General features: G+C 41.4%; 21 protein-coding genes. 10 read left to right on the forward strand and 11 right to left on the reverse strand.

Translation table 11 applies throughout. From position 1 onward, the window contains the following. The first annotated feature begins 1 nt into the window (after position 1). Positions 2–3,316 (forward strand): hypothetical protein, encoded by a 3,315-nt coding sequence (locus ACOQON_RS06480; RefSeq protein ID WP_420578110.1) that lies wholly within the window; start codon positions 2–4, stop codon positions 3,314–3,316. Here the strand turns inward: ACOQON_RS06480 and ACOQON_RS06485 are convergent, their stop codons facing one another. The 3 genes from ACOQON_RS06485 to ACOQON_RS06495 form a co-directional block, all read right to left on the reverse strand. Continuing rightward, entirely contained in the window at positions 3,317–5,779 is a 2,463-nt protein-coding gene (locus ACOQON_RS06485) for an ABC transporter permease (protein ID WP_420578111.1), read from the reverse strand. 95 nt (positions 5,780–5,874) lie between these two features. Further along, positions 5,875–6,624 (reverse strand): ABC transporter ATP-binding protein, encoded by a 750-nt coding sequence (locus ACOQON_RS06490; protein WP_420578112.1) that lies wholly within the window; start codon positions 6,622–6,624, stop codon positions 5,875–5,877. After that, complete coding sequence (locus tag ACOQON_RS06495; protein ID WP_420578113.1) at positions 6,621–7,364, reverse strand: MlaE family ABC transporter permease; 744 nt, start codon at positions 7,362–7,364, stop codon at positions 6,621–6,623. Before ACOQON_RS06495 ends, ACOQON_RS06490 begins: the two co-directional genes overlap by 4 nt. A gap of 71 nt (positions 7,365–7,435) precedes the next feature. Between ACOQON_RS06495 and ACOQON_RS06500 the strand changes: the two genes are divergently transcribed. Further along, positions 7,436–8,149 (forward strand): SDR family oxidoreductase, encoded by a 714-nt coding sequence (locus ACOQON_RS06500; RefSeq protein WP_420578114.1) that lies wholly within the window; start codon positions 7,436–7,438, stop codon positions 8,147–8,149. Then, the gene (ispG, locus tag ACOQON_RS06505) at positions 8,146–10,092 is read left to right on the forward strand and encodes a (E)-4-hydroxy-3-methylbut-2-enyl-diphosphate synthase (RefSeq protein WP_420578115.1); all 1,947 of its coding nucleotides are present in this window, start codon (positions 8,146–8,148) and stop codon (positions 10,090–10,092) included. The genes ACOQON_RS06500 and ispG overlap by 4 nt, the downstream gene beginning before the upstream one ends. Before the next feature lie 90 nt (positions 10,093–10,182). Here ispG and ACOQON_RS06510 read toward each other — a convergent pair whose 3' ends face one another. Continuing rightward, on the reverse strand, positions 10,183–10,878 hold the full coding sequence (locus ACOQON_RS06510; RefSeq protein WP_420578116.1) for a HEPN domain-containing protein: 696 nt from the start codon (positions 10,876–10,878) through the stop codon (positions 10,183–10,185). Positions 10,879–10,881: 3 nt separating this feature from the next. Further along, positions 10,882–11,982: a DUF262 domain-containing protein gene (locus ACOQON_RS06515; protein ID WP_420578117.1), complete on the reverse strand. Its 1,101-nt coding sequence runs from the start codon at positions 11,980–11,982 to the stop codon at positions 10,882–10,884. 199 nt (positions 11,983–12,181) lie between these two features. Here ACOQON_RS06515 and ACOQON_RS06520 point away from each other — a divergent pair, with 199 nt between their 5' ends. Further along, positions 12,182–13,963 (forward strand): acyl-CoA dehydrogenase, encoded by a 1,782-nt coding sequence (locus ACOQON_RS06520; RefSeq protein ID WP_420578118.1) that lies wholly within the window; start codon positions 12,182–12,184, stop codon positions 13,961–13,963. On the opposite strand, the gene ACOQON_RS06525 is transcribed toward ACOQON_RS06520, so the two are convergent. The 5 genes from ACOQON_RS06525 to ACOQON_RS06545 all read right to left on the reverse strand — a co-directional run bounded on the left by ACOQON_RS06525 (position 13,960) and on the right by ACOQON_RS06545 (position 18,248). Next, on the reverse strand, positions 13,960–14,298 hold the full coding sequence (locus ACOQON_RS06525; protein ID WP_420578119.1) for a zinc ribbon domain-containing protein YjdM: 339 nt from the start codon (positions 14,296–14,298) through the stop codon (positions 13,960–13,962). The two genes, ACOQON_RS06520 and ACOQON_RS06525, sit on opposite strands and share 4 nt — an antisense overlap. A 24-nt stretch (positions 14,299–14,322) precedes the next feature. Next, positions 14,323–14,697: a group III truncated hemoglobin gene (locus ACOQON_RS06530; protein ID WP_420578120.1), complete on the reverse strand. Its 375-nt coding sequence runs from the start codon at positions 14,695–14,697 to the stop codon at positions 14,323–14,325. Positions 14,698–14,791: 94 nt separating this feature from the next. Next, positions 14,792–15,388, reverse strand: coding sequence for a hypothetical protein (locus ACOQON_RS06535; RefSeq protein ID WP_420578121.1), 597 nt, complete (start codon positions 15,386–15,388; stop codon positions 14,792–14,794). An 81-nt stretch (positions 15,389–15,469) separates the two neighbouring features. Then, the gene (locus ACOQON_RS06540) at positions 15,470–17,830 is read right to left on the reverse strand and encodes a TonB-dependent receptor (protein ID WP_420578122.1); all 2,361 of its coding nucleotides are present in this window, start codon (positions 17,828–17,830) and stop codon (positions 15,470–15,472) included. A gap of 1 nt (position 17,831) precedes the next feature. After that, positions 17,832–18,248 carry a Fur family transcriptional regulator gene (locus ACOQON_RS06545; RefSeq protein WP_420578123.1) on the reverse strand — a complete coding sequence of 139 codons (417 nt, stop codon included), beginning with the start codon at positions 18,246–18,248 and terminating at the stop codon, positions 17,832–17,834. Between the two features lie 80 nt (positions 18,249–18,328). On the opposite strand from ACOQON_RS06545, the gene ACOQON_RS06550 reads away from it, so the two are divergent. Both ACOQON_RS06550 and ACOQON_RS06555 read left to right on the forward strand, forming a co-directional pair. Next, a complete protein-coding gene (locus ACOQON_RS06550) occupies positions 18,329–18,535 on the forward strand; it encodes a DUF6728 family protein (RefSeq protein WP_420578124.1) in 207 nt (68 codons plus the stop codon). A gap of 50 nt (positions 18,536–18,585) precedes the next feature. Then, on the forward strand, positions 18,586–19,320 hold the full coding sequence (locus ACOQON_RS06555) for a transporter (protein WP_420578125.1): 735 nt from the start codon (positions 18,586–18,588) through the stop codon (positions 19,318–19,320). A gap of 443 nt (positions 19,321–19,763) precedes the next feature. Here ACOQON_RS06555 and ACOQON_RS06560 read toward each other — a convergent pair whose 3' ends face one another. Beyond that, positions 19,764–22,013, reverse strand: a complete 2,250-nt coding sequence (locus tag ACOQON_RS06560) for a TonB-dependent receptor (protein ID WP_420578126.1) — start codon at positions 22,011–22,013, stop codon at positions 19,764–19,766. 114 nt (positions 22,014–22,127) lie between these two features. Between ACOQON_RS06560 and ACOQON_RS06565 the strand changes: the two genes are divergently transcribed. The 4 genes from ACOQON_RS06565 (at position 22,128) to ACOQON_RS06580 (ending at position 24,430) form a co-directional block, all read left to right on the forward strand. Beyond that, a complete protein-coding gene (locus tag ACOQON_RS06565) occupies positions 22,128–22,496 on the forward strand; it encodes an MmcQ/YjbR family DNA-binding protein (RefSeq protein WP_420578127.1) in 369 nt (122 codons plus the stop codon). Continuing rightward, positions 22,486–22,770 carry a GNAT family N-acetyltransferase gene (locus ACOQON_RS06570; protein WP_420578128.1) on the forward strand — a complete coding sequence of 95 codons (285 nt, stop codon included), beginning with the start codon at positions 22,486–22,488 and terminating at the stop codon, positions 22,768–22,770. The genes ACOQON_RS06565 and ACOQON_RS06570 overlap by 11 nt, the downstream gene beginning before the upstream one ends. Before the next feature lie 103 nt (positions 22,771–22,873). Further along, the gene (locus ACOQON_RS06575; RefSeq protein ID WP_420578129.1) at positions 22,874–23,677 is read left to right on the forward strand and encodes an energy transducer TonB; all 804 of its coding nucleotides are present in this window, start codon (positions 22,874–22,876) and stop codon (positions 23,675–23,677) included. A 114-nt stretch (positions 23,678–23,791) separates the two neighbouring features. Beyond that, positions 23,792–24,430 (forward strand): SGNH/GDSL hydrolase family protein, encoded by a 639-nt coding sequence (locus ACOQON_RS06580; protein WP_420578130.1) that lies wholly within the window; start codon positions 23,792–23,794, stop codon positions 24,428–24,430. The last annotated feature ends 58 nt before the right edge of the window (positions 24,431–24,488 follow it).

The following is a 24,488-nucleotide window of genomic DNA, read 5'->3' on the forward strand; positions in this document are numbered from 1 at the left end:
CGTGGAAGTCAAACTTGATTCCACGATAATTGAACCGGGTTCTATACAGCTTTCAGAAGCATATATCTGGAATGATTCAACTCAAGTCATTTTGGTAAAATCACAACAGCCTGAGGTTGAGGTGTGCTATCGTGTTCTTTCTACTCTGTTAACCAAGAACTATCAAAACCGAGACCTATCTGATTATGATGATTCGCGAGAGCTTGAAATCATATCGACGAAGAATCCGGGAGTAGAGAAAGAGGAATTGTTTGATTTTGGAGGAGTACAAAAGTATGGGGCAATCACCCGTGGTGTATCTTTTGGGAACCGCCAGAGTTTGTTTGTCAATTCAAGCTTAAACCTACAAATGGATGGAAAGTTGGATGAGAATCTTTTCCTGTCAGCAGTGATCACGGACCAAAATGTCCCTTATCAACCAGAAGGAAACACACAGCAAATCAGGGATTTTGATAATGTCTTTATCAAACTGTATAATGACAAATTTGATGTGACAGCAGGCGATATCGTTTTGCAGCAACCAGATGATGCAGGGTACTTTCTACGATATTATAAGAACGTTCAGGGTCTTCAGGCAAGCTATCGTGGAGCATCTGAAAAGTGGAAAACCGAATCGAGAGTGTCCGGTGCACTTTCAAAAGGTAAGTTTAATTCTGCAGTACTTGATCCGATTGATGGGCTAAATGGTCCGTACAAACTACGGGGGCCAAACGGAGAACGATTCATTATTGTGTTGGCAAATTCAGAGAAGGTATTCATTGATGGGAAACGATTGGAGCGAGGCTTTGATCGGGACTATGTGATTGACTATAATCTGGGTGAGATCACTTTTAATAATCACATCGTGATTACACAATTCACCATCATTCGAGTTGATTTTGAGTACGCGGAGCAGTTTTACAGTCGATCTAACCTTTCTGCTTACCAATCCATTTCGAATGATAAGGTGCGATTATTTGCCAACTATTACAGAGAGCGTGACAACCCTAATACAAGCTTTGGCTTTAGTCTGAATGAGGATGACCTGAGCCAATTGAGAGGTATTGGGGATAACATCGACCAGGCTTTTGTGACCGGCTTTGATTCCGTTCAGTTCTCCGAAAACCGTGTACTATACCTTAAAAAGGATACAGTGGATCAGGATGGAGTTACACAGGAAATCTTCGAATATTCCACTGATCCGAATGCGGAGCTTTTCAGTCCCACTTTTTCCGACGTGGGTTTTGGAAATGGTGACTATGTGCTGCTTCAAACAACCGCCAATGGTCGTGTATATGAATGGGTTTCACCTCAGGGGGGAGAATCGCAAGGAAATTATGAGCCTGGAGCTTTTATTCCTTTACCAAATAGCAGACAAATGATCACCGTAGGAGGTGAGGTGAAGCTATCTGACTATGAGTCAATCAGGAGTGAGGTGGCTTTTTCGAATACCGATCAAAACTTGTATTCGGAAATTGATGACGATGATAATACGAGTCGGGGTTATTTCACCTCGCTTCAAACATCAGGAAGGCCTGCACCATTTCCGGAATATCAGTGGGTGGGGTCGCTTGCTATGGAATTGGATGAGTCTGATTTTACATACATCGACCGATATCGTCCCATTCTATTTGATAGAGATTGGAACTACACACCTGATCGGAGCGAGCTTTCTCAGGATTTGATTCTATTCATGAGGGCAGGTATAGAAAAGGATAGTGAAAACCGGTTCATCATGTCTGCAAACAGGAGAGAGCGAGCTGACTTTATTGATGGTTGGCAATACACGCTTGACTTTAACCAGGAGGTTGCCAATATAAAGCTGGTTTCCACTCATTTTCTTTTGACAAACGACCAGGTAAACAGAACAACTGACTGGATTCGATCAAAATCAGATATGAGTTACAGAAAGTGGAAAGTGGCTCCAGGATATGTGTTTGATATGGATGAGAATGAAATTCAGGTTGGGGATAGTGTGGTTAGTTCTTTGATGCATTACAAAGCGCATGAGGTGTACCTGGCAAGCACGGATTCCTCTAAATCCAACTACCGGATTGGGTATCAACTGAGGAGTGATAAGCGTCCGGTGAATGGCAGAATAGAAGATTATCTTTTTTCGAAAAATCTAAGAGCTTCTTACAGTCGAAACGGAGATAAGGGTAGTGTAACAGCGGACTTCAACTACCGACAGGTGGAAGATAAGCTCGAATTAAATTTAGGGCAGGATGAGCTAATTAACGGACGAATGAATTGGGTACAGAATTTTTTCAATCAAAATGTTAGGTCAAATTTTTCCTATTCAACAGGGAATAGTCGTGAGTTGCGAAGGGAGTTTATTTATCTACCCGTAGCGACAGGCGAGGGCACGCATACCTGGCGGGATACAAATGGAGATGGGGTACAGGACCTGAATGAGTTTTTTGAAGCGATTAATCCCGATGAACGCAACTATGTGAAGATCTTCACACCAACAGATGATTACATCACCTCTTTTCAAACCTTTTACATACACACAATAGATGCACGCTTTCCTTCCAAGTGGAGGAGTCAGGGAGGTTTGAAACAGTTTGCATCCTTATTCTCTACGAATATCAATTTCAATGTCAACTTCAAAACCACCTCTGATTCTTATAGTGATCGGTTGAATCCTTTCGTGGTGGATTTAGATGATGAAAATCTGGTTTCTACGCAAAATGGGAAACGTTACACACTTTTCTATAACCGAAATGGAAGAGGCTTTGCAGGTGATTTCACCTATCAAACGTCAGATAATAAGCAATTGCTGGTTCAGGGTTTTGAGACGCGAGAGAAAAGTGAATGGATATCGAATGCGAAAGTTGATTTAGGTAGGGAATATACTTTTCGCGTCACTACTACATTAGGCAATCTGCTCAATCAGTCTGACTACCTGGATTCAAGAAACTTTGAAATCATCACGTATACCTATCAACCTCAATTGATTTGGCAGCCGTCCAATGTCTTTCGTTTGATAGGAAGCTTTGAGCGAAAAACCCGTCGGAACCAATTTGTTGAATCTTCCTCAGAGTCTGCTATTTCTAAAGTCTACCAAACTGAGCTTACATGGAATCAAGCCGGAAAAGGCTCATTGCGAGGAACCTTCTCCATTGTTCAAATCGATTTTACCGGTGACCCTTCATCATATTTGGGATACTTGCTATTGGACGCCTTGCAACCCGGAACTAACCAAACGTGGCAAATCAACTGGCAGCAGAAAATCTCAAAAGGAATGCAGTTGTCGCTTCTCTATAATGGTCGTAAATCGGAGGATGCAGCAGCTATCCACACCGGAAATGTACAGGTCACCGCTTTCTTCTAATTACTCATATTTCAAGGTCTTAGCTGGGTTCAATTGCGCCGTTTTGAAAGTATGATAACTGACAGTCAAGAAGGCAATCAACAGCACAAGCAAAGCTGCCAGTCCGAAGAATAAGAAATTGATATTAATGTGATACGGATAGTTTTCCAGCCATCCTTTGAGGAAATACCAGGCAACAGGCCATGCAATCAAGTTTGCTATCCCAATTAATATCAGAAAGTCTTTAAACATGAGACGAACAATCCCGGGTGTTGAGGAACCCAACACTTTTCGTATACCAATTTCCTTCGTTTTTTGAACTGCCGTGTAAGAGGAAAGCCCAAAAAGCCCGAGACACCCAATCAGGATAGCTAGTACCGTAAAGGTTAGAAATAGATCCCTGAAACTCTTTTCCGCCTGATAGTAACTGTCAAAGTAGCTGTCAAGGAAGAAAAACTCAAATGGATTTCCGGCAAAGCTTTTATTCCATTGATCGTTAACAAGGTCAATCGTCTCTTCAATGTTATTGGTTCCCATCTTCACCATCATGTATTCATGATTGTATTGTTGAAGGACAAAGCACAATGGCTGCATGGCTTCCTGCAAGGACTCATTGTGGATGTTTTTCAATACCCCAATCACTTTTGGTCGCCAGTTAAAAGCATCAAAAGAGACATTTTTTCCGATGATTTCTTCAGGACTATAGCCTAATGCCCTGGCGCCATACTCATTGATGATAATCGAGGTATCAGAATCATTGGTGAATTCCTGAGAAAAGTTTCTTCCTGCCAGCATCTCCATTTCCAATATCTCGAACAGTTCATAATCCATAGAACTAATCGCAAAAGAAGTGGCTTGTGCCGGATCCTGATCCAGCATTCTCATCTGTGTTTTGAATCTCAGCTTTTTTCCCGGCAGCATACCCGAGCCTGCCACACCGGTGATCATGGGTTGATCAGCCAGCCCGTTTTTGAAGGACATATAGTCATTTTGAGCCTGGACGTCCGAAGTGTCTCTTGTAGCAGGACGCTCCACTATCATGATTTGTTGTGTGCTATATCCAAGGTCCTGATTTTGCATGAAAGACATCTGCTCATAGACGATGAGTGTTCCTATGATCAGGGCTACTGAGGTTGCGAATTGCAAAACCACTAATGCTCTTCTTAAGAAAACACCTTCACTTTTTCCTTTAAACTGACCTTTCAATACTTCCACTGGTCGGAAGGAAGACAACACGAGGGCAGGGTAGAAGCCGGTGATCAATGATCCTCCGATCCAAAAAACCAATGCACTGATCCAAAACCATGGCTGTGTCCATATCAGGTAGGAGGAAGGGGTTCCTCCAATACTGTTGAATAATGGCGTAATGACTAGTACCAGTAGAAAACCAATGATAATGGAGAACAGAAAGACAATGCTTGATTCGATCAAAAAATGAATAATGAGCTGTGCCTTTTGTGAGCCTACAACTTTTCTCAGCCCAACCTCCTTGGCTCGTTCCACTGATTTTGCTGTGCTTAGGTTGATGTAATTGATACATGCGATAATAATGATGAACCACGCGATAATCGCCAGGTAACCAACAGCCTCTCCATCTCCATTGATTTCAGCCTCATCTGTCAATTTGGAGTAAAGATGAATATCCTTAACGGGCTGCAGGAGCAGAACATCTTCTCCGTTTTGTTCCGCCAGTTCTGGTTTAAACTTGGTGACAAGTTCCGGCAGCTTCTCCTCTAGTTGCTTGGAATCTGTGCCGGGTTCTAATTGCACGTAGGTATAATAATCTTTTCTTCGCCACCCTGTTTTATATCGTTCGATTGCACCATCATATCTACCATAGATGGTGGGGAAAGAAATGAGCACGTCAAACTTCAGGTGCGTATTGGTTGGGTGATCTTTAAAGACACCTGTCACAATGCAGGGCTCATCGTTGAAGTCGTCATCTTCAAGCCTTAGTGTTTTGCCCATTGGGTCTTCATCCCCGAAGTAGTTTTTTGCCATGGTTTCAGAGATGGCAATTGTGAATGGCTCTTCCAAAGCTTTCTCCCGATCACCCTGGACCATTTCGTAAGAGAACATCTTGAGAATTGGCGCATCCGCGTATAAGAATTTCTGCTGCTTGAAAACCACTGGTCCGTTAGGTCCCTGCTCCCAGGTAATGATGACATTATTCTTGGATCCCATGTTATAGAGGCGTGCATATTCCACCACTTCCGGATACTCTTGTTTTAGTGCTGCCCCAACACCGGCATAGTTTTCAGAACTTTTGTAAACTAACTCGCCATTTCGATACACATCCAGCTGAACACGATAGATATCGTCTCCATTTTCTATGAAGTTTTCATAACTGCGTTCATACGTCACATAATGATTAATCAACCAAAATGCAGAGAGGCCAATAGCCAGTCCAAGTACATTGAGGAAGGTGAAAAATCGCTGTTTGAGTAAATGACGAAAAGAGGTCAGGAGGTAGTTCTTGATCATAATTGAGTAGTTGTCCTTTTCGGCATTACTGCCGAATGTGTGAATAGTTACAATTATGATGGGTGAGAAAACCGGAAAGTTGCAGAAAAGGTGATTTACTTGCCTTTCACCATCTTCATCAAACGACCGGCAAATACAAAATCATTGAGTTCTTGTACGTCTGAGTCCCCGATTTCATCGTTGGGTCCTGTCCAGAGAATTCTGCCTTCATGCATGAAATTGACATTATCACCAATTTCCAATACGGAATTCATGTCATGAGAAACCACCACAGTAGTGATTCCATATTCATAGGTAATGTCTTTGATCAGGTTGTCAATTTTAATGGATGTCTGTGGATCCAGACCTGAATTTGGTTCGTCACAAAACAGGTAGTTGGGTTTGGTTACAATAGCACGTGCAATACCTACCCGTTTTTTCATACCACCTGATATCTCAGAAGGCATTTTTTTATTGACATTTTCAAGACCCACACGTTCAAGGCAGAAATTTACCCGGTCGAGCTTTTCTTCAGGCGATTGCTTGGTAAGGACATTTAGTGGAAACATGACATTATCTTCAACATTTAAGCTATCGAATAAAGCCCCCCCTTGGAATAGCATTCCCATCTCTCGTCTCACTTCTGTCTGCACCTCTTTGGATGCATTTGCAAAGCTTCGGCCATTGAATTCCACTTTTCCTTCATCCGGTTGAAGCAGCCCCACGATGCATTTTAGCAAGACACTCTTTCCTGTACCACTTGCCCCGATAATCATGTTCACCTTACCGGACTCAAAGGACACATTTATATTGTGTAAGACTTGCTTGTCAGCAAATGATTTAGATACGTTTGTTACCTCTATCATGGTGTAAGCAGTGGGGCTAATAAATAGGCTAATAGATAATCTCCGGCCAGAATAGCAATACAACTACTGGTCACGGCATTGGTACTGGACTGGCCAACTTCGAGCGCACCTCCGGTAGTAAAATACCCTTTATACGAACTGATCGCCGCAACAAGAAATCCAAAAACAATCGCTTTAATCAATGCGAAAGTGACTTGAAATGGAATGAAGTCCATTTGAATACCTAAAATATAATCGGTTCCTGAGATCACGCCAGTCAATTGTGCAGTGAGGTATCCACCGTAGATGGAAACAAACCCTGCCATGATCACAAGGACCGGAAACATGATGATGGAAGCTATGATTTTTGGTAGCACAAGGTAGGAGGTGGCATTAATACCCATCACTTCCAGTGCATCCACCTGTTCTGTGATTTTCATAGTGCCCAGCTCGCCCGCAATGTTTGACCCTACTTTTCCTGCGTATACGATAGCGGTAATTGTGGGTGCCAGCTCTATAAGTGTCATGTCCCGAACCACCAGCGCAATCACCGGGTCAGCGATTAGTGGTGAAATCAAATTGTAGGCTGTCTGAACAGTGGTTACTGCTCCCATGAAGGCAGACACGATTACCACAATGAAAACAGAGTTGTACCCAACCTTGATGCTTTCATCCACCACGCGGGTGATATACGTTTTGAATGCCTCTCTTCTGACGAACAGCTGGCCTAAAAAGATGATGAATTTCCCTAAACTCTTCATGAAGTTGCGTGCGCTAAGATTGTTAGCTTTGTCAAACATAACACGATAAGAAATAACCGAAAAGCATACATATGAATAATTCAGAGAGATTGGTGGTGATTACCGGGGGAACCAAAGGAATCGGTAGGGCTTTAGTGGAGCGATTTGCCTCAGAAGGCTGGCCTATAGCGACGTGTGCCAGGAATGAAGATGATTTGGAAATCTTAAGGAAAGAAATCAATGACAAACACAAAGTACTCATTCATACGTTTGCTGCAGATCTTTCAAAAAAAGAAGGCGTCAAGTCGTTTGTTGAGTTTGTAAGGATGACAGCCAAACCGGTTGAAATTCTTGTTAACAATACAGGAGTTTTTAATCCGGGTTCTGTACTTGAGGAGGAAGAAGGTGCGCTTGAGCAAATGATTGACACTAATCTTTACAGTGCTTATCATCTTACACGGGCTTTAGCACCTTCGATGAAACAGAATAAGAGTGGTCATATTTTCAACCTTTGCTCAGTAGCTAGTTTGAAAGCATATCCAAACGGTGGTTCATATTCAATTTCTAAATTTGCTTTGTATGGTTTTTCGCAGGCTATTCGTGAGGAATTGAAGGAATTTGGCGTTCGTGTTACGTCAGTTTTGGCTGGTGCAGTAAAAACCCCGAGTTGGGATGGAGTGGATATTCCTGAAGAGCGTTTTATGAAACCGGAAGATATTGCCGAAACCATCTATACCAGTTATCGGTTGAGTGAGCGTAGTGTTATAGAAGAGGTGGTTTTAAGGCCTCAATTAGGAGATTTATGATTCAGAAGTATTGCAATAGCTTGACACAGTATTCCCGACGAAAAACACGGGAAGTATACATTGGTGATATCCCAATGGGAGGTGATAACCCGATACGTGTACAATCCATGACCACTGTGGATACCATGGATATCATGGGCTCTGTTGAGCAGGTCCTTCGAATGGTGGAGGCAGGTTGCGAGTATGTTCGTATCACAGCGCCAAGCATCAAGGAGGCCCAAAATCTGGAGAATATTAAAAACGAGTTGAGAAAACGTGGGTGTAATGTGCCCCTTGTAGCCGATATCCACTTTACCCCAAATGCAGCAGAACTTGCCGCCACCATCGTTGAAAAGGTGCGGGTGAACCCCGGCAACTATGCCGACAAAAAGAAATTTGAGCAGATCGAATACACCGATCAAACCTATGCAGATGAGATCAAACGAATAGAGGATAAGTTCTCTCCGCTGGTAGAAATTTGCAAAGCCAACAATACGGCCATGAGGATTGGAACCAATCATGGTTCCCTTTCGGATCGCATCATGAGCAGATACGGAGATACTCCGCTAGGTATGGTAGAGTCCGCTTTGGAGTTCATTCGTATCTGCGAATCGATGGATTACAAAGATCTGGTGATCTCCATGAAGAGCAGTAACCCACAAGTAATGGTTCAGGCGTATCGTTTGCTGGTGAATAAGCTGGATGAAGAGGGATTGGAACCTTATCCACTACACCTTGGAGTGACTGAAGCAGGAGAGGCTGAAGACGGGCGAATCAAATCGGCTGTAGGGATTGGCACTCTGCTGGAGGATGGACTGGGAGATACAGTGAGAGTTTCATTGACTGAGGAGCCGGAAGTAGAAGCACCGGTCGCTCAGATCATGGTGGATCGCCTTCAATTCAAGGCACAACAAAAACCAATAGAACCAGCCAATGGCTGGCCAATAGATCCGTTTGAATATAAGCGAAGAGAAACGGAGGAAGTACTGAATTTTGGCAAAGAAAATGTGCCTCGGGTGATTGCTGATTTCTCTAAAGTTGAGAAGGTGGAGATGAAAGACCTGAAGTCGATTGGGCATTCTTATCTGCCTGCATTAGATAAGTGGGGGATGAATGACCTGGGAGCAGACTACATTTATACCGGTTCAAATCCGATTGAATTCATGCTACCCAATGGCCTCAAAGAGGTGATGGATTACGAGGTTTGGGTAAACTGCAGTGATAAAGTAAATAAATTTCCATATATATCTGATTTAGAAAAAGTTGAATCATTTGATGGGAAGTTAAACTTTATAGGAGTTGACACGGATAATTACAACCAAACAATCTTTGGTTTGCTGGAAAAAACGGTCAATACAGTCCTTATTCTGCATTCTGATCAATCACATGCTACTGCCAGTATCAGAAGGTTCGTTGTAGAACTGATGAACCGTGGAATACATGTTCCGGTGGTCCTAAATCAGTCATACGATGAGCGCACACATGACGAACTGATTGTTCATGCTTCCACCGATGCAGGTACTTTGATGATAGATGGAATGGGCGATGGTATCATGCTGTCTCCAACCTTTACTCCATCTATTGATTTACTCAAGTTGTACAACAATACAGCATTCGGAATTCTGCAAGCTGCACGAACACGCATTACCAAAACAGAATACATCTCCTGCCCATCTTGCGGACGAACGCTCTTTGACCTGCAGGAAACGACTGCAATGATTCGCAAGCGAACCGACCATTTGAAAGGAGTGAAGATCGGGATCATGGGATGCATCGTAAATGGGCCAGGAGAAATGGCCGATGCGGACTTTGGGTATGTGGGTTCTGGTAAAGGAAAAATCACCCTCTATAAAGGGCAGGAAGTTGTGAAGCGAAGCGTTCCATCTGAACGGGCGCTGGATGAACTCATTGAGCTGATCAAGGAGCATGGTAAGTGGGTAGAGCCGGAAGGTGTGGGGGCTTGAGGGAAATAGATTCTGAAATAAATTCAGAATGACTATAGAAAATAAAGTAGACTATATTGTTACTATTGTTGCATTATTTTGGCAATAGTTTTAGTTCCAATAATCATCACCAGAAGTTTTAACTATGTGACTGTAAACTACCCTGTCTATTTTATTGATTAAATCGTTCAAGTTACCTAAATGCCTTTCTACATCCTGATATGTTAGAACTGGAGCTTCTTGATGGGCGATAGCTTCTCTAACACTTAAAAAAGACTCTAATTGGCCCTTATAATCTTTTTTGCCTCGTTTCGCTATCTCATTGAAAATATCTTTTATGCCAATCCTGAAGTATAATATTTTTATATTTTTAACTGAAGGATATTTGTTTGTTGCAATAACACTTTTTGAATTTATACTATTTCTGTACCTATTATCAGGATTCAAAATTTCATAATAATCCTTATTGCAACTTATTTTTTCAATAAGCTTTCTTTCATCTGTGTTGTGGTTATAGTTTTTGTAATGATATAATTGGTTATCAATCAATGCTTTGGTTCTTATGTTTTCTGGAATTTCCTTCATTAAAGCATTTTTTGATTTATAATTAAAAATGATTTTTTCAATAAGCACTTTTGTGTACTCTTCAATCTTTGCAGACATCAAAAAAATGGTTGACTGAAAAATCAAAAGCTTTTGATCATATTTTAAAGGCGAAGATTTATAAGAAACTTGTTTAGCAACCTGCTTAAGCGATTTAGTGCCTGCTTCAAAGTCAAATCTCGCCTGACTCTTTTGGTATGGCATGTCTTAGCTCAATATGTTTCTTAAAAAATCTGTGTATTCATTAATCCTCTTATGAACCGTATTACGGTCTGTGGTTCCTTTTGTAAGACTACCATAGAAATCTTCATCATTCATTAATTCAGACAGTCTTGCAATGACCCTATTCTTATCGATTTCTTCCAACCGCCCTATTGGAGGATTGATTATTGACATTGAAATCATCTGAGCATCAAAAAGAGCAGTATTTGACTTCAACCTCTTTCTCTTTTCATCAAATGTTTTGAAGGTATACTCACCATAAAGTTCAATGCACTTATTGAAATTTGATTTAAAAGTTCGTGAAAGGCGGTTTAAATTTTCATGATCAAAAAACCTATTGTTTTCAGCATAATTGTTGAGATAAGTGGTCATTGGTTTCTGATAATTTTGCCAATCATCATGTAATGCAAAGAATCTTAGAATCATTTCCTCTCCTTTCATCCTCTTATCATTAGTGGTTGATGTCGCCTTTTTAAATTGAGAATTATTACTCAGTTCTTCTATTGTCTCAATTAGAGGTCCGTTGTAAATTCCATGTCTTAATTCTTGTGGGTTTAGTTTTACCGAACCTGTATTTAGTCTTTCAAAAACATCAAATTTTATTTGTGGATGAGTGTCTTTTAAAATAACAATGCATCTAATTGTACGGTTTCGGATATGTCTTTGAAAACGGGGGTCTAACTCTGAGAACCTGAATCCATCTAATTCGGGATAAGTTGCTAAACCAGTAAGAGGGAACTCGTCATTTAGATATAAACTAATACTCGTTAGCCTTTGATTACCATCAATAACAGAAAGGGTTTCATCAGTATTTTGACTTAAATACACTACTGGAATAGGGCATTGTATAATGAGTGATTCAATGAGTCGTGATGCTTGTGCTCTGTTCCAAACATATCCTCTTTGGAACATTGGAATGTCAATATGTTTTTCACTTATATATTCAACTATGGTTGATACTGTGAAGTCATAAGTTTCGGTATTAAGCTTCCTTTTATCTGCTGGTATGTCAAGAATGTCAATCTCATATTCCTCTTTTACAGGGAAAAGTTTATTAGCCAATCTTGTTGATTTATTATTATCCATAGTTTTTCAACTTACCTCTAAAATCTAATGTGAACTACATTGTGTTGCTTTCTACCTTTCAAATATACCTTTTATGTTGCTTATACAGCTATGTGAGAGTAAAACATCAATAGGGAGGAGTGCCTTTAGAGGCTGTTTTTTTTGATTGCTCATTCCCCTCACTTTCACTAATTTGAGGAGCTAAGCCAATACATAACCCATGCAATACTACGATCCTAAAACCCTCTCATTCTTACTAAATGATGTTCATCAATTAGAAAGCTTACTGAAGCACGACCGCTACGCTGCTTTTGATAAGCAATCCATCGAGCTGCTGCTGGACGCAGTAAAGGACTTTAGCGATGGCTCCTTATTTCCTTACATCAAGGAAATGGATGAAAAGCCTTCCGTTTTTAAAGATGGACGGGTGACGGTGCACGAGCAATTTGGCCCGGTGCTGAAAAAGGCAGGAGAGATGAGTTTGATTGGCGGGTTTATGGATGAGAAGGATGGAGGAATGCAGTTGCCATTGATGGTATTCAATGCGTTGTATTTTATCATGGAGGCTGCCAATAATCATGTCACAGGCTATATGGGGCTTACAGCCGGAGCTGCTAATCTGATTGTGACATTTGGTACGGAGGAATTGAAACAAAAGTATGTACCCAACATGCTGGAAATGAAGTGGGGAGGTACCATGTGTCTTACTGAGCCACAGGCAGGAAGTTCGCTTTCAGATATTATCTCATCGGCTAAACCTGTTGTTGATGGAACCTATTCCATCAAAGGACAAAAGATATTTATCTCGGCTAGCGATCACCAGTTCTCGGATAATTTCATTCACTTGGTACTGGCACGAGTAGAAGGTGCTCCGGCTGGAACCAAAGGTGTTTCGTTGTTTGTCGTTCCTCAATATCTTGTGAATAACGATGGCAGTTTAGGAGACTATAATCACGTTGATGTGGTTGGGGAATTTGAAAAACTTGGACAAAGAAGCTATTGCACGAATCACCTGGCTTTTGGAGACAGTGGAGAGAGTATTGGCTACCTGATAGGTGAAGAAAACAAAGGGCTGACCTACATGTTTCAGATGATGAATGAGGCCAGGATCGCCACCGGACGAATGGGAACAGGGATCGCTTCAGCTGCTTATTATGCTTCATTGCAGTACGCGAAAGAACGGCCTCAGGGAAGAAAACTGCAAAGCACAGGTAAGAAAGACCCAAGCCAGGAGCAAACATTGATTATCAATCACCCGGATGTGAAGCGCATGTTGCTGCATCAAAAGGCGATTGTGGAGGGGAGTTTGAGTCTTATTCTTGAGTGCGCCAGGTATGTAGATATGCAAATGGTTTCCGACGGTGAGGAAAAAAATAAATACCACCTGCTCGCAGAGATTCTTACACCCGTAGCGAAAACGTACCCTTCAGAGGCAGGCAAAGATGCCGTAGATACCGGACTACAGATTTTAGGAGGCTATGGATACATGATGGATTTCATCCTGCAACAGTACTTGCGAGATATCCGAATCATTTCCATCTATGAAGGAACTACGGGTATTCAATCTTTGGACCTGATGGGACGCAAGGTGACCATGATGGAGGGAGCAGCTTTAAAGCTATTGGCAAACGAAATCGAGACAACTATTAAGTCGGCTATGAATCATGATGAGCTTAAACCTTACGCTATGACCCTTGGTGAGGGGGCAAAGCTCATTGAAATATGTCTTGGGCACCTGATGCCACATGCGATGAAAGGCAACCATGAGCGTTACCTCGCTGATGCAACGATCTTCATGGATCTATTCGGAACGGTAGTAATTGGATGGCAGTGGCTTAAAATGGGAATAGTGGCCTTGGATCAGGACGAAAGCTTCAAGAAAAGTAAGCTGCACACGCTTGACTTTTTCTATAAATATGAGATGTCCCGCTGCAAAGGGTTACAGAAGACTATTTGCCATGATTCGGATGTGACAGTTAAGATGGATGTGGAGATGTTTTAATTAGCCTTCTTCACAAACTCAGATTTAAGTGCCATTGAGCCGAACCCGTCAATTTTGCAATCGATGTTGTGATCACCATCAGTGAGACGGATGTTTTTCACCTTGGTGCCAGCCTTAACCGGTTTAGGAGCACCTTTCACGGGTAGATCTTTAATAACCACCACTGAGTCGCCATCTTGTAGTATGTTTCCGTTAGCATCTTTAATCACATCATCGCCTTGTTCAGATGGCTCATCCGGATTCCATTCGTGCCCACATTCCGGACACATGAGCAGGCTGTCGGCTGGGTAGGCGTATGGTGATTTACAGTTGGGGCAGGGTGGTATCTCAGTCATGTGGTAAAAGTAGCTAAATGGAAGTTATGATATGTTTTCCACTTTGTATTTCATGAGACTAGCAATCTGCTTTGCCCGACTTATCGCTTCTTCCGCTTTCGGTCCTTCGAAGTGATTATTGACGGTCGTTTCCCAAAGCTCAAGCCATCTTTCAAAATGTTGAGGTTGCAGTTTCTTCTTTTGATTTAGCTGAATGTGCTTGAGCATGGGGTTGCCTTTGTACACCATGTTATCAAGAAGGATCGTTTCCCAGAAATCATACATGATCGGGATATGTACGTTCCAATCCAACTTCACCACCTCAGTAAAGAAAATCCCAATTGTGTCATCTTCAATAACCTGCTCGTAGAATTTGTCTACAAGTAACTCGATATCTTTTCTGGTGGTAATGTCAGGCATAATCAGATAACACGAATATCAAACAAAAAAATCCACTCCGAGGAGTGGATTCATCTAGCTAACCTAATTTTTAACCTAATATTATGATGAGAGATTAGTCATTGATATTTATGGTCCAGGTGATGTCAATATCAGACTCACCATCTGTAGATGTCGAGGTTGAAGATTTGATATCAGGCTGGTGCTTTAAAATCACTCGGAATTCTCCATTACTGGATGTTATATCAGCAGTTGTCCAACTGGTAGATAAGCCTATCGGATTTCCATCTGCATCTTGATCGCTATAGTTTACGTCATCCGATCTGCTGTCCACATTTCCATTCCCTGCCGGATCGCTGAAGATGTCTGTAGTGAATGAAAAGAAAAACATGTGTTCTTCATCTTCTTCCGCAATCTCTTCGGTGATATTTTCACCTTCCTCGGTATTTTCAATGGTTATTGAAAGATTATATGTCGTGTTGATATTGAGATTGATTGCTTCCGTTTCAAAATCAGTAACTCCTTCGCCATCCGGATCTTCTGCTTTTGCTACAATTGCTGTCCCGCCACCTTGAGGTGTGAAGGTAAGTGTCACCAGGTCGATTACCTCTTCTTCGTTTTCGGCAGCAGGTGCATCATCATCTCCGCAGCTGGTAAGAAGTCCTCCGGTTACGATTAGTCCGACTAATAAATAATTTCTGATGTGTTTCATGTTTTATAGTTGAATTATATTAATGCAATATTATTGCAAGTATAAAACCCCATCCTTACAAATGCAACAATGTTGTATAAATTAAAATGAGTAGCTCATAAAGAGTTTGAGATTAACTCCTATGTCATCTGCGAAATAGCGATATTGATCCATATAACTACGGTATGATGTATCAAGAAGATTAGCACCAGTCAGTTTTGTTGAGAAATTATTTTTCTCATATTGAACAGACGCATTTAAAAGGAAAAAGGAGTCTGGTGGAGCTAAAAAATCAAAGATCACAGACTGATCAAAAGTGATATTTTCATTAGCTATAAAGTTTTCTGCATCGATTACTGGAGGAGCATGTGTCTGTTTGGCCGTCCATGTTGGGTTCAATTGAAAGATAAAATTTCCAAGCTTTCTGGAAACTTCTAACTGAATGTTGAAAGGAGGAATTCCAATAAACGGTTGGTTGCTTTTTATATCCTCCGCATACACAAAGGAAGCTTTCAATTCAGCCTCCGTTTTTTTATTAAACTTTTTCCTAATGTCAAGGTCTGTTCCATAATATAGGGCAGTTGTTTGATCATAGATGAAATAGGGGAATGCTCCTCGTACGGTATTGGTGATACCGTAAGGTCGGATAAAGAAATAATTATCAATCCAGTTTATGTAAGGAGTAAACTCCAATTCAATGGTTGGTTTCCGAAGGTCAAAGGATGATATCCATTTGATCCCACGTTCGTTTTCGGTGGCTTTGGTGAAAATGGAGTTGCTGTTAATTCCACTTGGAGGCAAATTGTATCTCCAGATACCATACTCATACCTAATTTGGTGTCTTCCAAAGCTGAATAGCTCTCCAATATTGGGTGAACGCCATGCTGTTCCAATGTTGGTTCGGATCGATAGCTCTTCGTTTAATTGATGGATCAAGCCTACTGTAAATGTGAAGTTTTGATAATTGCGATTGTCCCTATAAATGTCATTACTTGAATCTCTGCCTCTGACATTCATATTTAAAAAATCATAGCGAATGCCCGCCTCGTAGGTTGTTTTTCCTTTAGTCAATGATTCAATACTAAATATTCCAATACTGGAATTATTGTAGTTAGGGACAAAAGGGATGGTGTTGGTTCCCGGAATATTATCATTGTCTTGATAAAAGGCCTGAACTCCCAGGGTTCCAGCAAGACTGCCTTGACTTGGGTGATCCCAGTCTAGATCAAGGGTATGTGTTTTTAGCAGTAGGTCAATTGCTGGCCTATCGTTATTGGTACCTCGGCGGATATCAAATTCGCGCCTTTCGTTTCTCTGATAAGCGTATTGTATATCGAATTGTTGTTCTCCGATGAATATTGCTGACTTGAATTTGAAAAGATCATGTACAGTTTCTTGTCGTGGGGTTCTAATATCATAGGAGAAATAACTCCTCGTATCATTAGGAGAAGATGCCCCTATAGCATTAATTAAATCAATGAGATTTCCATTAACAGAACCTCGTAACAGCCCAAGTTCCTGCTCAAAGTGGCTGGCGTACAAATCGATATCAATCCAGGAAAAATGGTGTTTCGATGAAAGTGAATAGCCAAATTCTTTCTTTCCGGTATTTGTGAGATAGTAATCCGGAGCTTTTAGATCACCTTGTTTGGTGCCGTTTATGCTCACCTGCCAGGCATGTCGCTTCAATCCTTGTTTGATGCTTAATTCGGAGCTAATTGATCTGCCATTGGTCTGATAGCCAATACCAATATTGCCCTCAATTGGTTGATTATAAGATGGTTGAGGTGCATCAAATAAGATTACACCCCCTAAGGCATTTGGCCCGTATCTCACAGTTGAGGAACCTTTGATAAGCTGGATTCTATCTATTTGAGAAGGATCGATTTCTGGTGCATGCTCATTTCCCCATGCCTGGTAAGAATGCCTTACACCATTATTGATTATAAGAACCCTATTGGAATGCAAGCCATGAACAATTGGTTTTACTACATTTTGTCCTGTTTTGAGGGTATTAACACCTGAAGATTTAGTGAGAAGATCCGCTGCTGTAGTTCCACTTCTATCTGAAGCACTTATGGAAAAATTTTTGGGTTCAAGTGTTTTTAGCTCATGGGCATTCAGCTTTTCCTCTACTACCACACTTTCAAGCAAGGTTTCTTCAGGAGCCATAAAAATCACAGGAGATGGGTGATGGAAATCGTGATGATGGACCACTGTTTTATAGCCAAGAAACCGAACTTCCAAATCAATCTCGTCCTGACAAATACCGGTAATCTTAAATTGACCTAATTCATCTGCTACAGCACCCAGGTTAGTGTCTTTCACCTTTACGGTAGCAAATGGTAAGGGCTCATTGGTGTCTATATCCAGGATCTTTCCGGAAACAGAGCGGTTGCAATTGGTGGTTTGAGCAAACCCATGAAAGCTAACAATAAGAAAAATAATCGTTAAGTATCTCATTTTACGAACAGTTGGCACATGTGCCGTCTACAATGAGATTGACTCCCTCAGCTTCATATCCTTTGGGGAGTGAAATGTTTGGCATGGGTTGTTTTTCATCCAGACACTCAATCTGCCCGCAGGAATTACACTTGAAGTGAATGTGGTTGTGGTCATGATGTTCCGGGGAACAGGTGTCGTGGCACAGTCCATAGGTAGCACTGCCTGTTTCGTTCGGGATTTTATGCAGGATGCCCGAATCCAGAAAGCTATTAAGGGTTCTATAGAGTGTTACACGGTCGTATTCTGAAAATCTATTCTCCAAATCACCTTGTGAAAGCGCATTCTTCTCATCAAGAAAAAATTGCATTACGTCCAGTCGACAATCCGTAATTCTCAAGCTATGATTTCTCAGTATTTGTTTCAGGTTTTCCTGCATGCTACAAATATAGTTTATGCAACCTAATTGCATTAATTAAATAGGAAACACTTTGCTTAAGTTTGTGGTTTCATTTGCGTATGGAACATCAAGAACAGAACAAAAAGGAGGAAAAAGTCAACTATTTTGACTTTACCGAAGTACTGACTTATTTTTTTAGAAAGAAAGATCCAAACCGTCCCAAGAGCTTTAATCTAAAAGCCATGCATACAATCAATAAGATTTCCATCCTGATGTTTCTAGGTGCTGTGATAGTGATGATTGTGAGAGCCATCTCACGGGCGTAAAAATTCAGTGAAATCGAATCTCTAAGTAGTCGGTTTACTATTTTCGCTACATGAAAAGATTTTTAATAATCACCCTTTTCTTGAGCACAGCATTTGTTTTTGCTCAGGACTCAGATCCAATCATTACTGACCGTCCCACACAGTCGGCAGCCTCAACTGTCGTTCCCCTGGGAACAGCCATCGTTGAATATGGATTTATTCATGAGTCTGCAGGTGATTTTTCTACCACAACGTTTGCGAATTTTCATGCACGGGTAGGATTGCTAAAGTTTGCCGAACTTAGGATCACGCAAAATATTCAGCAGGTGAAAAATGACCTTACAGATTCAAAGGTTAGTGGCTTAACTCCTATCACATTGGGAACCAAGGTGCATTTGGTAACTGAGCGAGGAGCAATGCCGCAGACCAGTATCATTGGACAGGTTACTCTCAACAATGGAAAAAACGAATTCAGGCCGGGAGATCCAATTCCGGAGGTTCGACTAAATTTCTCAAACACACTGGGTGAGTTTTGGTCGCTGGGCTACAATATTGGTATGCAGTTTCCGACTGATAATACGACTACACTCTATTCTGCTGTGCTCGGTTATTCGATCCTTCCCGGATGGACTGCTTTCGCTGAGCCTTATGGTTTTTTTTATGAAGATGATTCAGATCACCGGTTCAATGCAGGGATTATCTATCTGGTAAGCAACAACTTTCAGGTGGATATCAGTGGGGGTATTGGTCTGTCTGATATTTCACCAGATTCTTTTATTGGATTTGGTGCAGCGATTGGTTTTTAAAAGCTACAGACCCTTGCACCCCTAAAGGGATCCAATGAAACACCATTAATTTCCAAACAGAGCATTCTTGATAATCGGCTTTTGAGAAAAAAGCGTCTTAATTCACTTTGAAGAGTACTTATTCCATCAAATAATAGAGATCAAACCACAAAATAGGGAGAAATTCTTTGATTTTTGGATTTTGAAGTGGCCTTTAAAGAAATTCCGTTAAGAAATTCAGACAATGATGATCGAGTTGAAATCCACTGTTTGAGTGTAGCGAGTTTGGATTTCATTCTGCCTAACAGTCTGAATTTTAGGAATTTATTTACAGCCTTGGATTTTTTGCTTCGTTTTTGGGCTAAGCCAAAAATGAAGAGCCCAACCGGCTTAAGGTCAATACTCAAACAAAAAACTCACCGTATTCAAAACTCTGGAGGCACCCCTTCAGAGGAGGCTGGGGGTTACTTCGCCAAACTCCAACTAACTCCTATGTACACCTCTCTTCCGTGAATGGGAGAGTAGGCGTAGGCGGTATCAAAGCTGTCGCTAAATCCGAGATTGGCATTAGGGTCATTGGTGCCGGTTAAAGGCGACCAGGGCTGCACATAATCAAAGATATTTTGCAAGCCTCCGTATACTGACCATCCATTTTTAAAGTCTTTCGCAACCTGCAAATTGTGAATAGCAAAAGTAGAAGAGGAGGTAGGCCGTGGGTTTGGAAGTGGGTTTCCGTTTTCATCCAAATCATAAACTTCAGGAAGTGCCATCGGACCGGTCAGTCTGGCAGTGTATGCCAAGGTAAGATTCCAGGGTTTATATTGGTAGTTGGCTGTAAAAATACCTGTCCATGACGGAGCAAATTCAATCTCTCTTTTTTCTCCATTTTCTTTTTCGGTTACATTCTGAATGTTAATGCCAGCATTGAAAGCGAGCGGAAAAGCCAGCTCCTGCTGGATGCTGATTCCGATTCCCTTACTCACAGCAAATCCATCTGTGTTTGCATATCGAATCTGATCTTCATCGGAGTAATCTGGTGTTATTTTGTTGGTGAAGTAAGTGTAGAACGCATCAATATCAATCATACCCTGGCTGGCTCCAAGCGTATAAACATGATTCAGATTGAGTGAGAAATTATAGGACTCTTCCGGTTGTAGCTCCTCTTCAATGACAACCTCCCGCTGGCCAGTAACAAAGGCATGATCTTCAGTAAAGAGATTCACGATACGAAAACCGGTTCCAAAATTGGAACGAAGGGTCGTCCATTCTCCCGGCTTGTATTTCAAACTTAGTCGTGGAGCGGGGATCAGTCCGTGACCTTCATAATGATCCAGTCTCAAACCGGAGAGCGCCGTGAAATGATCTGATATACTCCACTCATCTTGTAGAAAAAGCCCGGGTATGTATTGATTGTCCGGCTGATTCTCACCATTCGATTCCGTAGCGATTGTATTATCGTTGTACGTTTGGTAGCGTGAGGTTAGACCCGTGGTTAGTTGATGATTCTTTAGTGGTTTATCCCAGATTAAGTTTGTGAATAGAATGTCTTGTGATGCCTGATAATAGTCTGCGCCATAGTAGCTATCCTGCTCATGGGTACTCAAAGAATAATCCAATCGGATCTTTTCACTGGTAGCTAATTCATATGTTCCGAAAAGCTCATATCTATACGTATAGATACTTTCCCCGTAAATTTCATTACTTCCCCTCAGTTCCTGGTAGTTCCGATTCTCCAGAAACTCCTTTACGCCGTTTCTTCGGTCTTCGTAGTAATATTTTCCGGATATCGTAAATCGCTTTTCTGATGGTCTAGAGATGTCCCATTTTGAAAAGAGGGAAATACGATCCAGGTTGATATTATCTCCAAACCCATCTCCGTTTCGGTCATCAAAGTCATTGATGTAGGCATAGTTCAGGCCAATGAAACCAGAGGTTTTTCCGATCTTAGGTGCCAATGAAAAATTGCCAAAAGATTCATAGTGAGAGGTGCCCATCACATCCGCAGAGAACAGGGGTTGATTTGAAGGATCTTTCGTTATAATGTTGATCACCCCGGCTACTGCCTCCGAACCGTAGAGGGTAGAACTTGGTCCTTTGATTACTTCAAACCGATCGATGATCATGCTGGGAATGCCATTTAGCCCATAAACGGAGGCCAGATTTCCGTAAATAGGAGAGCCGTCCATTAGAATGGCAGTGTAGGGGCCAGGCAGTCCGTTGATAGAGATGCTGTTCGTGAAGCACACACCGCAGGCTACTACTTCCTGAATCCCATTGACCAGAGAAATCCCTTCGACCACACTGGTAGCAGCAGCAGGAGTGTAGGTGTTAAGATGTTTAGCCGTGATTACTTCCACTTTCACAGGAGATCGAGAAACAAACGTTGGCTGCATGGTGCCTGTCACCACCACTTCATCCATGGTAAGTGTACTTTCTTCGAGATCAAAATTCAATGAATTTATGGAAGGAACTGAGATTTCCTGTTTGATGATTTTGAAACCGACAGATCGCACTTCTAATTGATAGGATCCCTCTGGAATATCTGTGAGCGTAAATGTACCATCAGCACCAGTGATTGTTCCGTACTCCGTATCTAGCAAACGTACAGTAGCTCCCGGAAAACCATCATTGTCAACTTGCACTTTTCCTTTTATATCCGTCTGCCCAAACGCAATGAATGGTGCTAAGAGTCCAATCAAGATGCTTACTCGCATGAATTCGTTTCTTTTAATTACGATGAAGCAAAACTATGTATTAGTATAAACAAAACAAAAAGTTAGATTAGTCTAAAAATTGCAAAACATTACCTAACTATATAATTTGTGTTTATGAACATCGAAGAATTCCGTGATTATTGTTTGGCCAAGCCCGGCACTACCGAACATACTCCGTTTGGACCTGATACCTTGGTATTCAAGGTGATGAACAAGATGTATGCTTTGACCGGTATCGATTCCTTTGAATTCATCAATCTTAAATGTGATGAAGAATATGCGGTGGAGCTCCGAGAAAAATATGATGGTTCCATCCGTCCGGGCTACCACATGAATAAGAAGCAATGGAATTCTGTTTATACCGATGGAGGTGTACCGGATGATACAATCAGACACCTGATCAATCATAGCTATGAGTTGGTGGTGAGTAAGCTGCCGAAGAAGCTGAAAGAAGAATTAAAACAATTAAGTGATGGACATTGAAATACAAAATCAGGAATCAGAAACCAAAGGATCATACTTTGTAGAGGTGGAAGGGAAGAAAGTAGGAGAGATGACCTATTCCATAGCGGGCACTGATCGTATTATTATTGATCATACAGAAGTGGATGATTCCATGCGAGGAGCTGGCTTAGGTAAGAAAATGGTGGTTCGTGCTGTAGAGGATGCCCGAAAAAAAGGAATCAGTATTGTCCCACTTTGTCCGTTTGCCCGATCAGTTTTTGATAAAAATGAGGTGTTAAAAGACGTTTTATAGTGAGATAGAGTTGATTTAAATCACCTTTCCGGGTGGTATAGCTCATAAGATAAAGCTTTCATAATCAATAGGTTTACTTATCATCCATTTAAATCTTGAGGTTATGAAAAAGCTCATTGAACCCCGAAAGATCACTGCCCTCACTCCTCACGCAATTAATGAAGTTGCTGAGGCCAATCATAAGATCGTTCAAAAGCACAGGCTTTTGTCTACGATGGAAGACCTGATTGACATAAAAAAGGAGCGTGCCATTAAAGAAAAAGCACTGAGACCTATGCTTTTGAATTTGGGGATGGTGATTAGCATCTTGTTCGCCATCGTAGCGATCAATTGGAAAACGTACGATTCAGGTGATCTTGTTGACCTTGGAGAAGTTGAGGCGGACCTAAATGAGATCATTGAAATTCCGATTAGTAATCAACCCCCACCGCCACCACCGAAACAAGAGGTTTTTAAAATTGCTGAAGTGAAGGATACGGAAATGATTGAAGATATTAACATCGAACTAGATGTGGAGGTGACTGAAAATGAGGTAGTTGAGGTGGTGGATTTTATTCCACCGGCAGAAGAAGAAGAGGTGGTTGATGAGGTTTTTGTAATTGTAGAGCAAGAGCCTCTACCAAAAGGGGGGATCGAAGCATTTTATGCTTATCTGGCGGAAGAATTGAAATATCCTTCTGCTGCGCTGAGGTTAGGTATTTCAGGATCTGTGTATGTGCAGTTTGTGATTGAAAAGGATGGAAGCATCACCAACGTTAAACTGGCAAAAGGAATAGGTGCGGGGTGTGATGAGGAAGCTATACGGGTAATACAGAATGCTCCGGCCTGGAATCCGGGCAAGCAAAGGGGGATGCCGGTTAGGGTGAAAAAAATCATCCCTGTTCGGTTCGTTTTGGAAAAACGGTAAATGCCGAAATATGATTAGACGAGGATTTGATCACTTAAATCCTTAATTTGCAGGAAATCCCTGATCATGCGTTTTCTATTTCTTTTAAGTGTTTTAATTATTTCCTCCTGCGCTATGCAAAAATCCGACTCTAAGAGCAAGGATGGGTATGTTTTTCTTGCCCTTGGCGATTCTTACACAATTGGTGAATCAGTAAATGTGGATGAGCGCTGGCCTGTCCAATTAGCCCATAGGTTAAGAGAAGATTCTATCCAGGTGGATCCCGTTATCGTTGCAACTACAGGCTGGACCACCGATGAGCTGATCTCAGGGATTGCAAGTGCAAATCTTGAAGGGCCCTATGATTTCGTTTCGTTATTGATTGGAGTAAACAATCAATATCGTGGCTACCCGGTGGAGCAGTATGAGAAGGAATTCAAGGAATTACTGAATCAAGCGATAGAATTAGCAGGTGGTAATCCAAACAATGTGATGGTGGTTTCCATTCCTGATTATGGTATGACCCCATTTGCTAAAAAGAAAATGCTTGACGAAGAAAAAATTGCGACAGAACTGGATAACTACAATGCGATTGCTGAGAAAGTAGTGAAGTTAAGAGGGGTTAAGTTTTTTGACATCACTCCGATTTCAAGAAAAGCCAGAGGAGATTCTTCTTTGATCGCTTCTGATGGCCTTCATCCTTCGGGAAAAATGTACGAAATGTGGGTAGATAAAATGTATGATCATGTCTTTAACAACTTATCATCCAGATAAATCTACTAAAAGTTCAATTTCGTCGTTGATTCATAGGTATATAAGAAATTAGACCTAT

This window comes from Ekhidna sp. (assembly GCF_965221965.1).
GTDB lineage: Bacteria > Bacteroidota > Bacteroidia > Cytophagales > Cyclobacteriaceae > Ekhidna.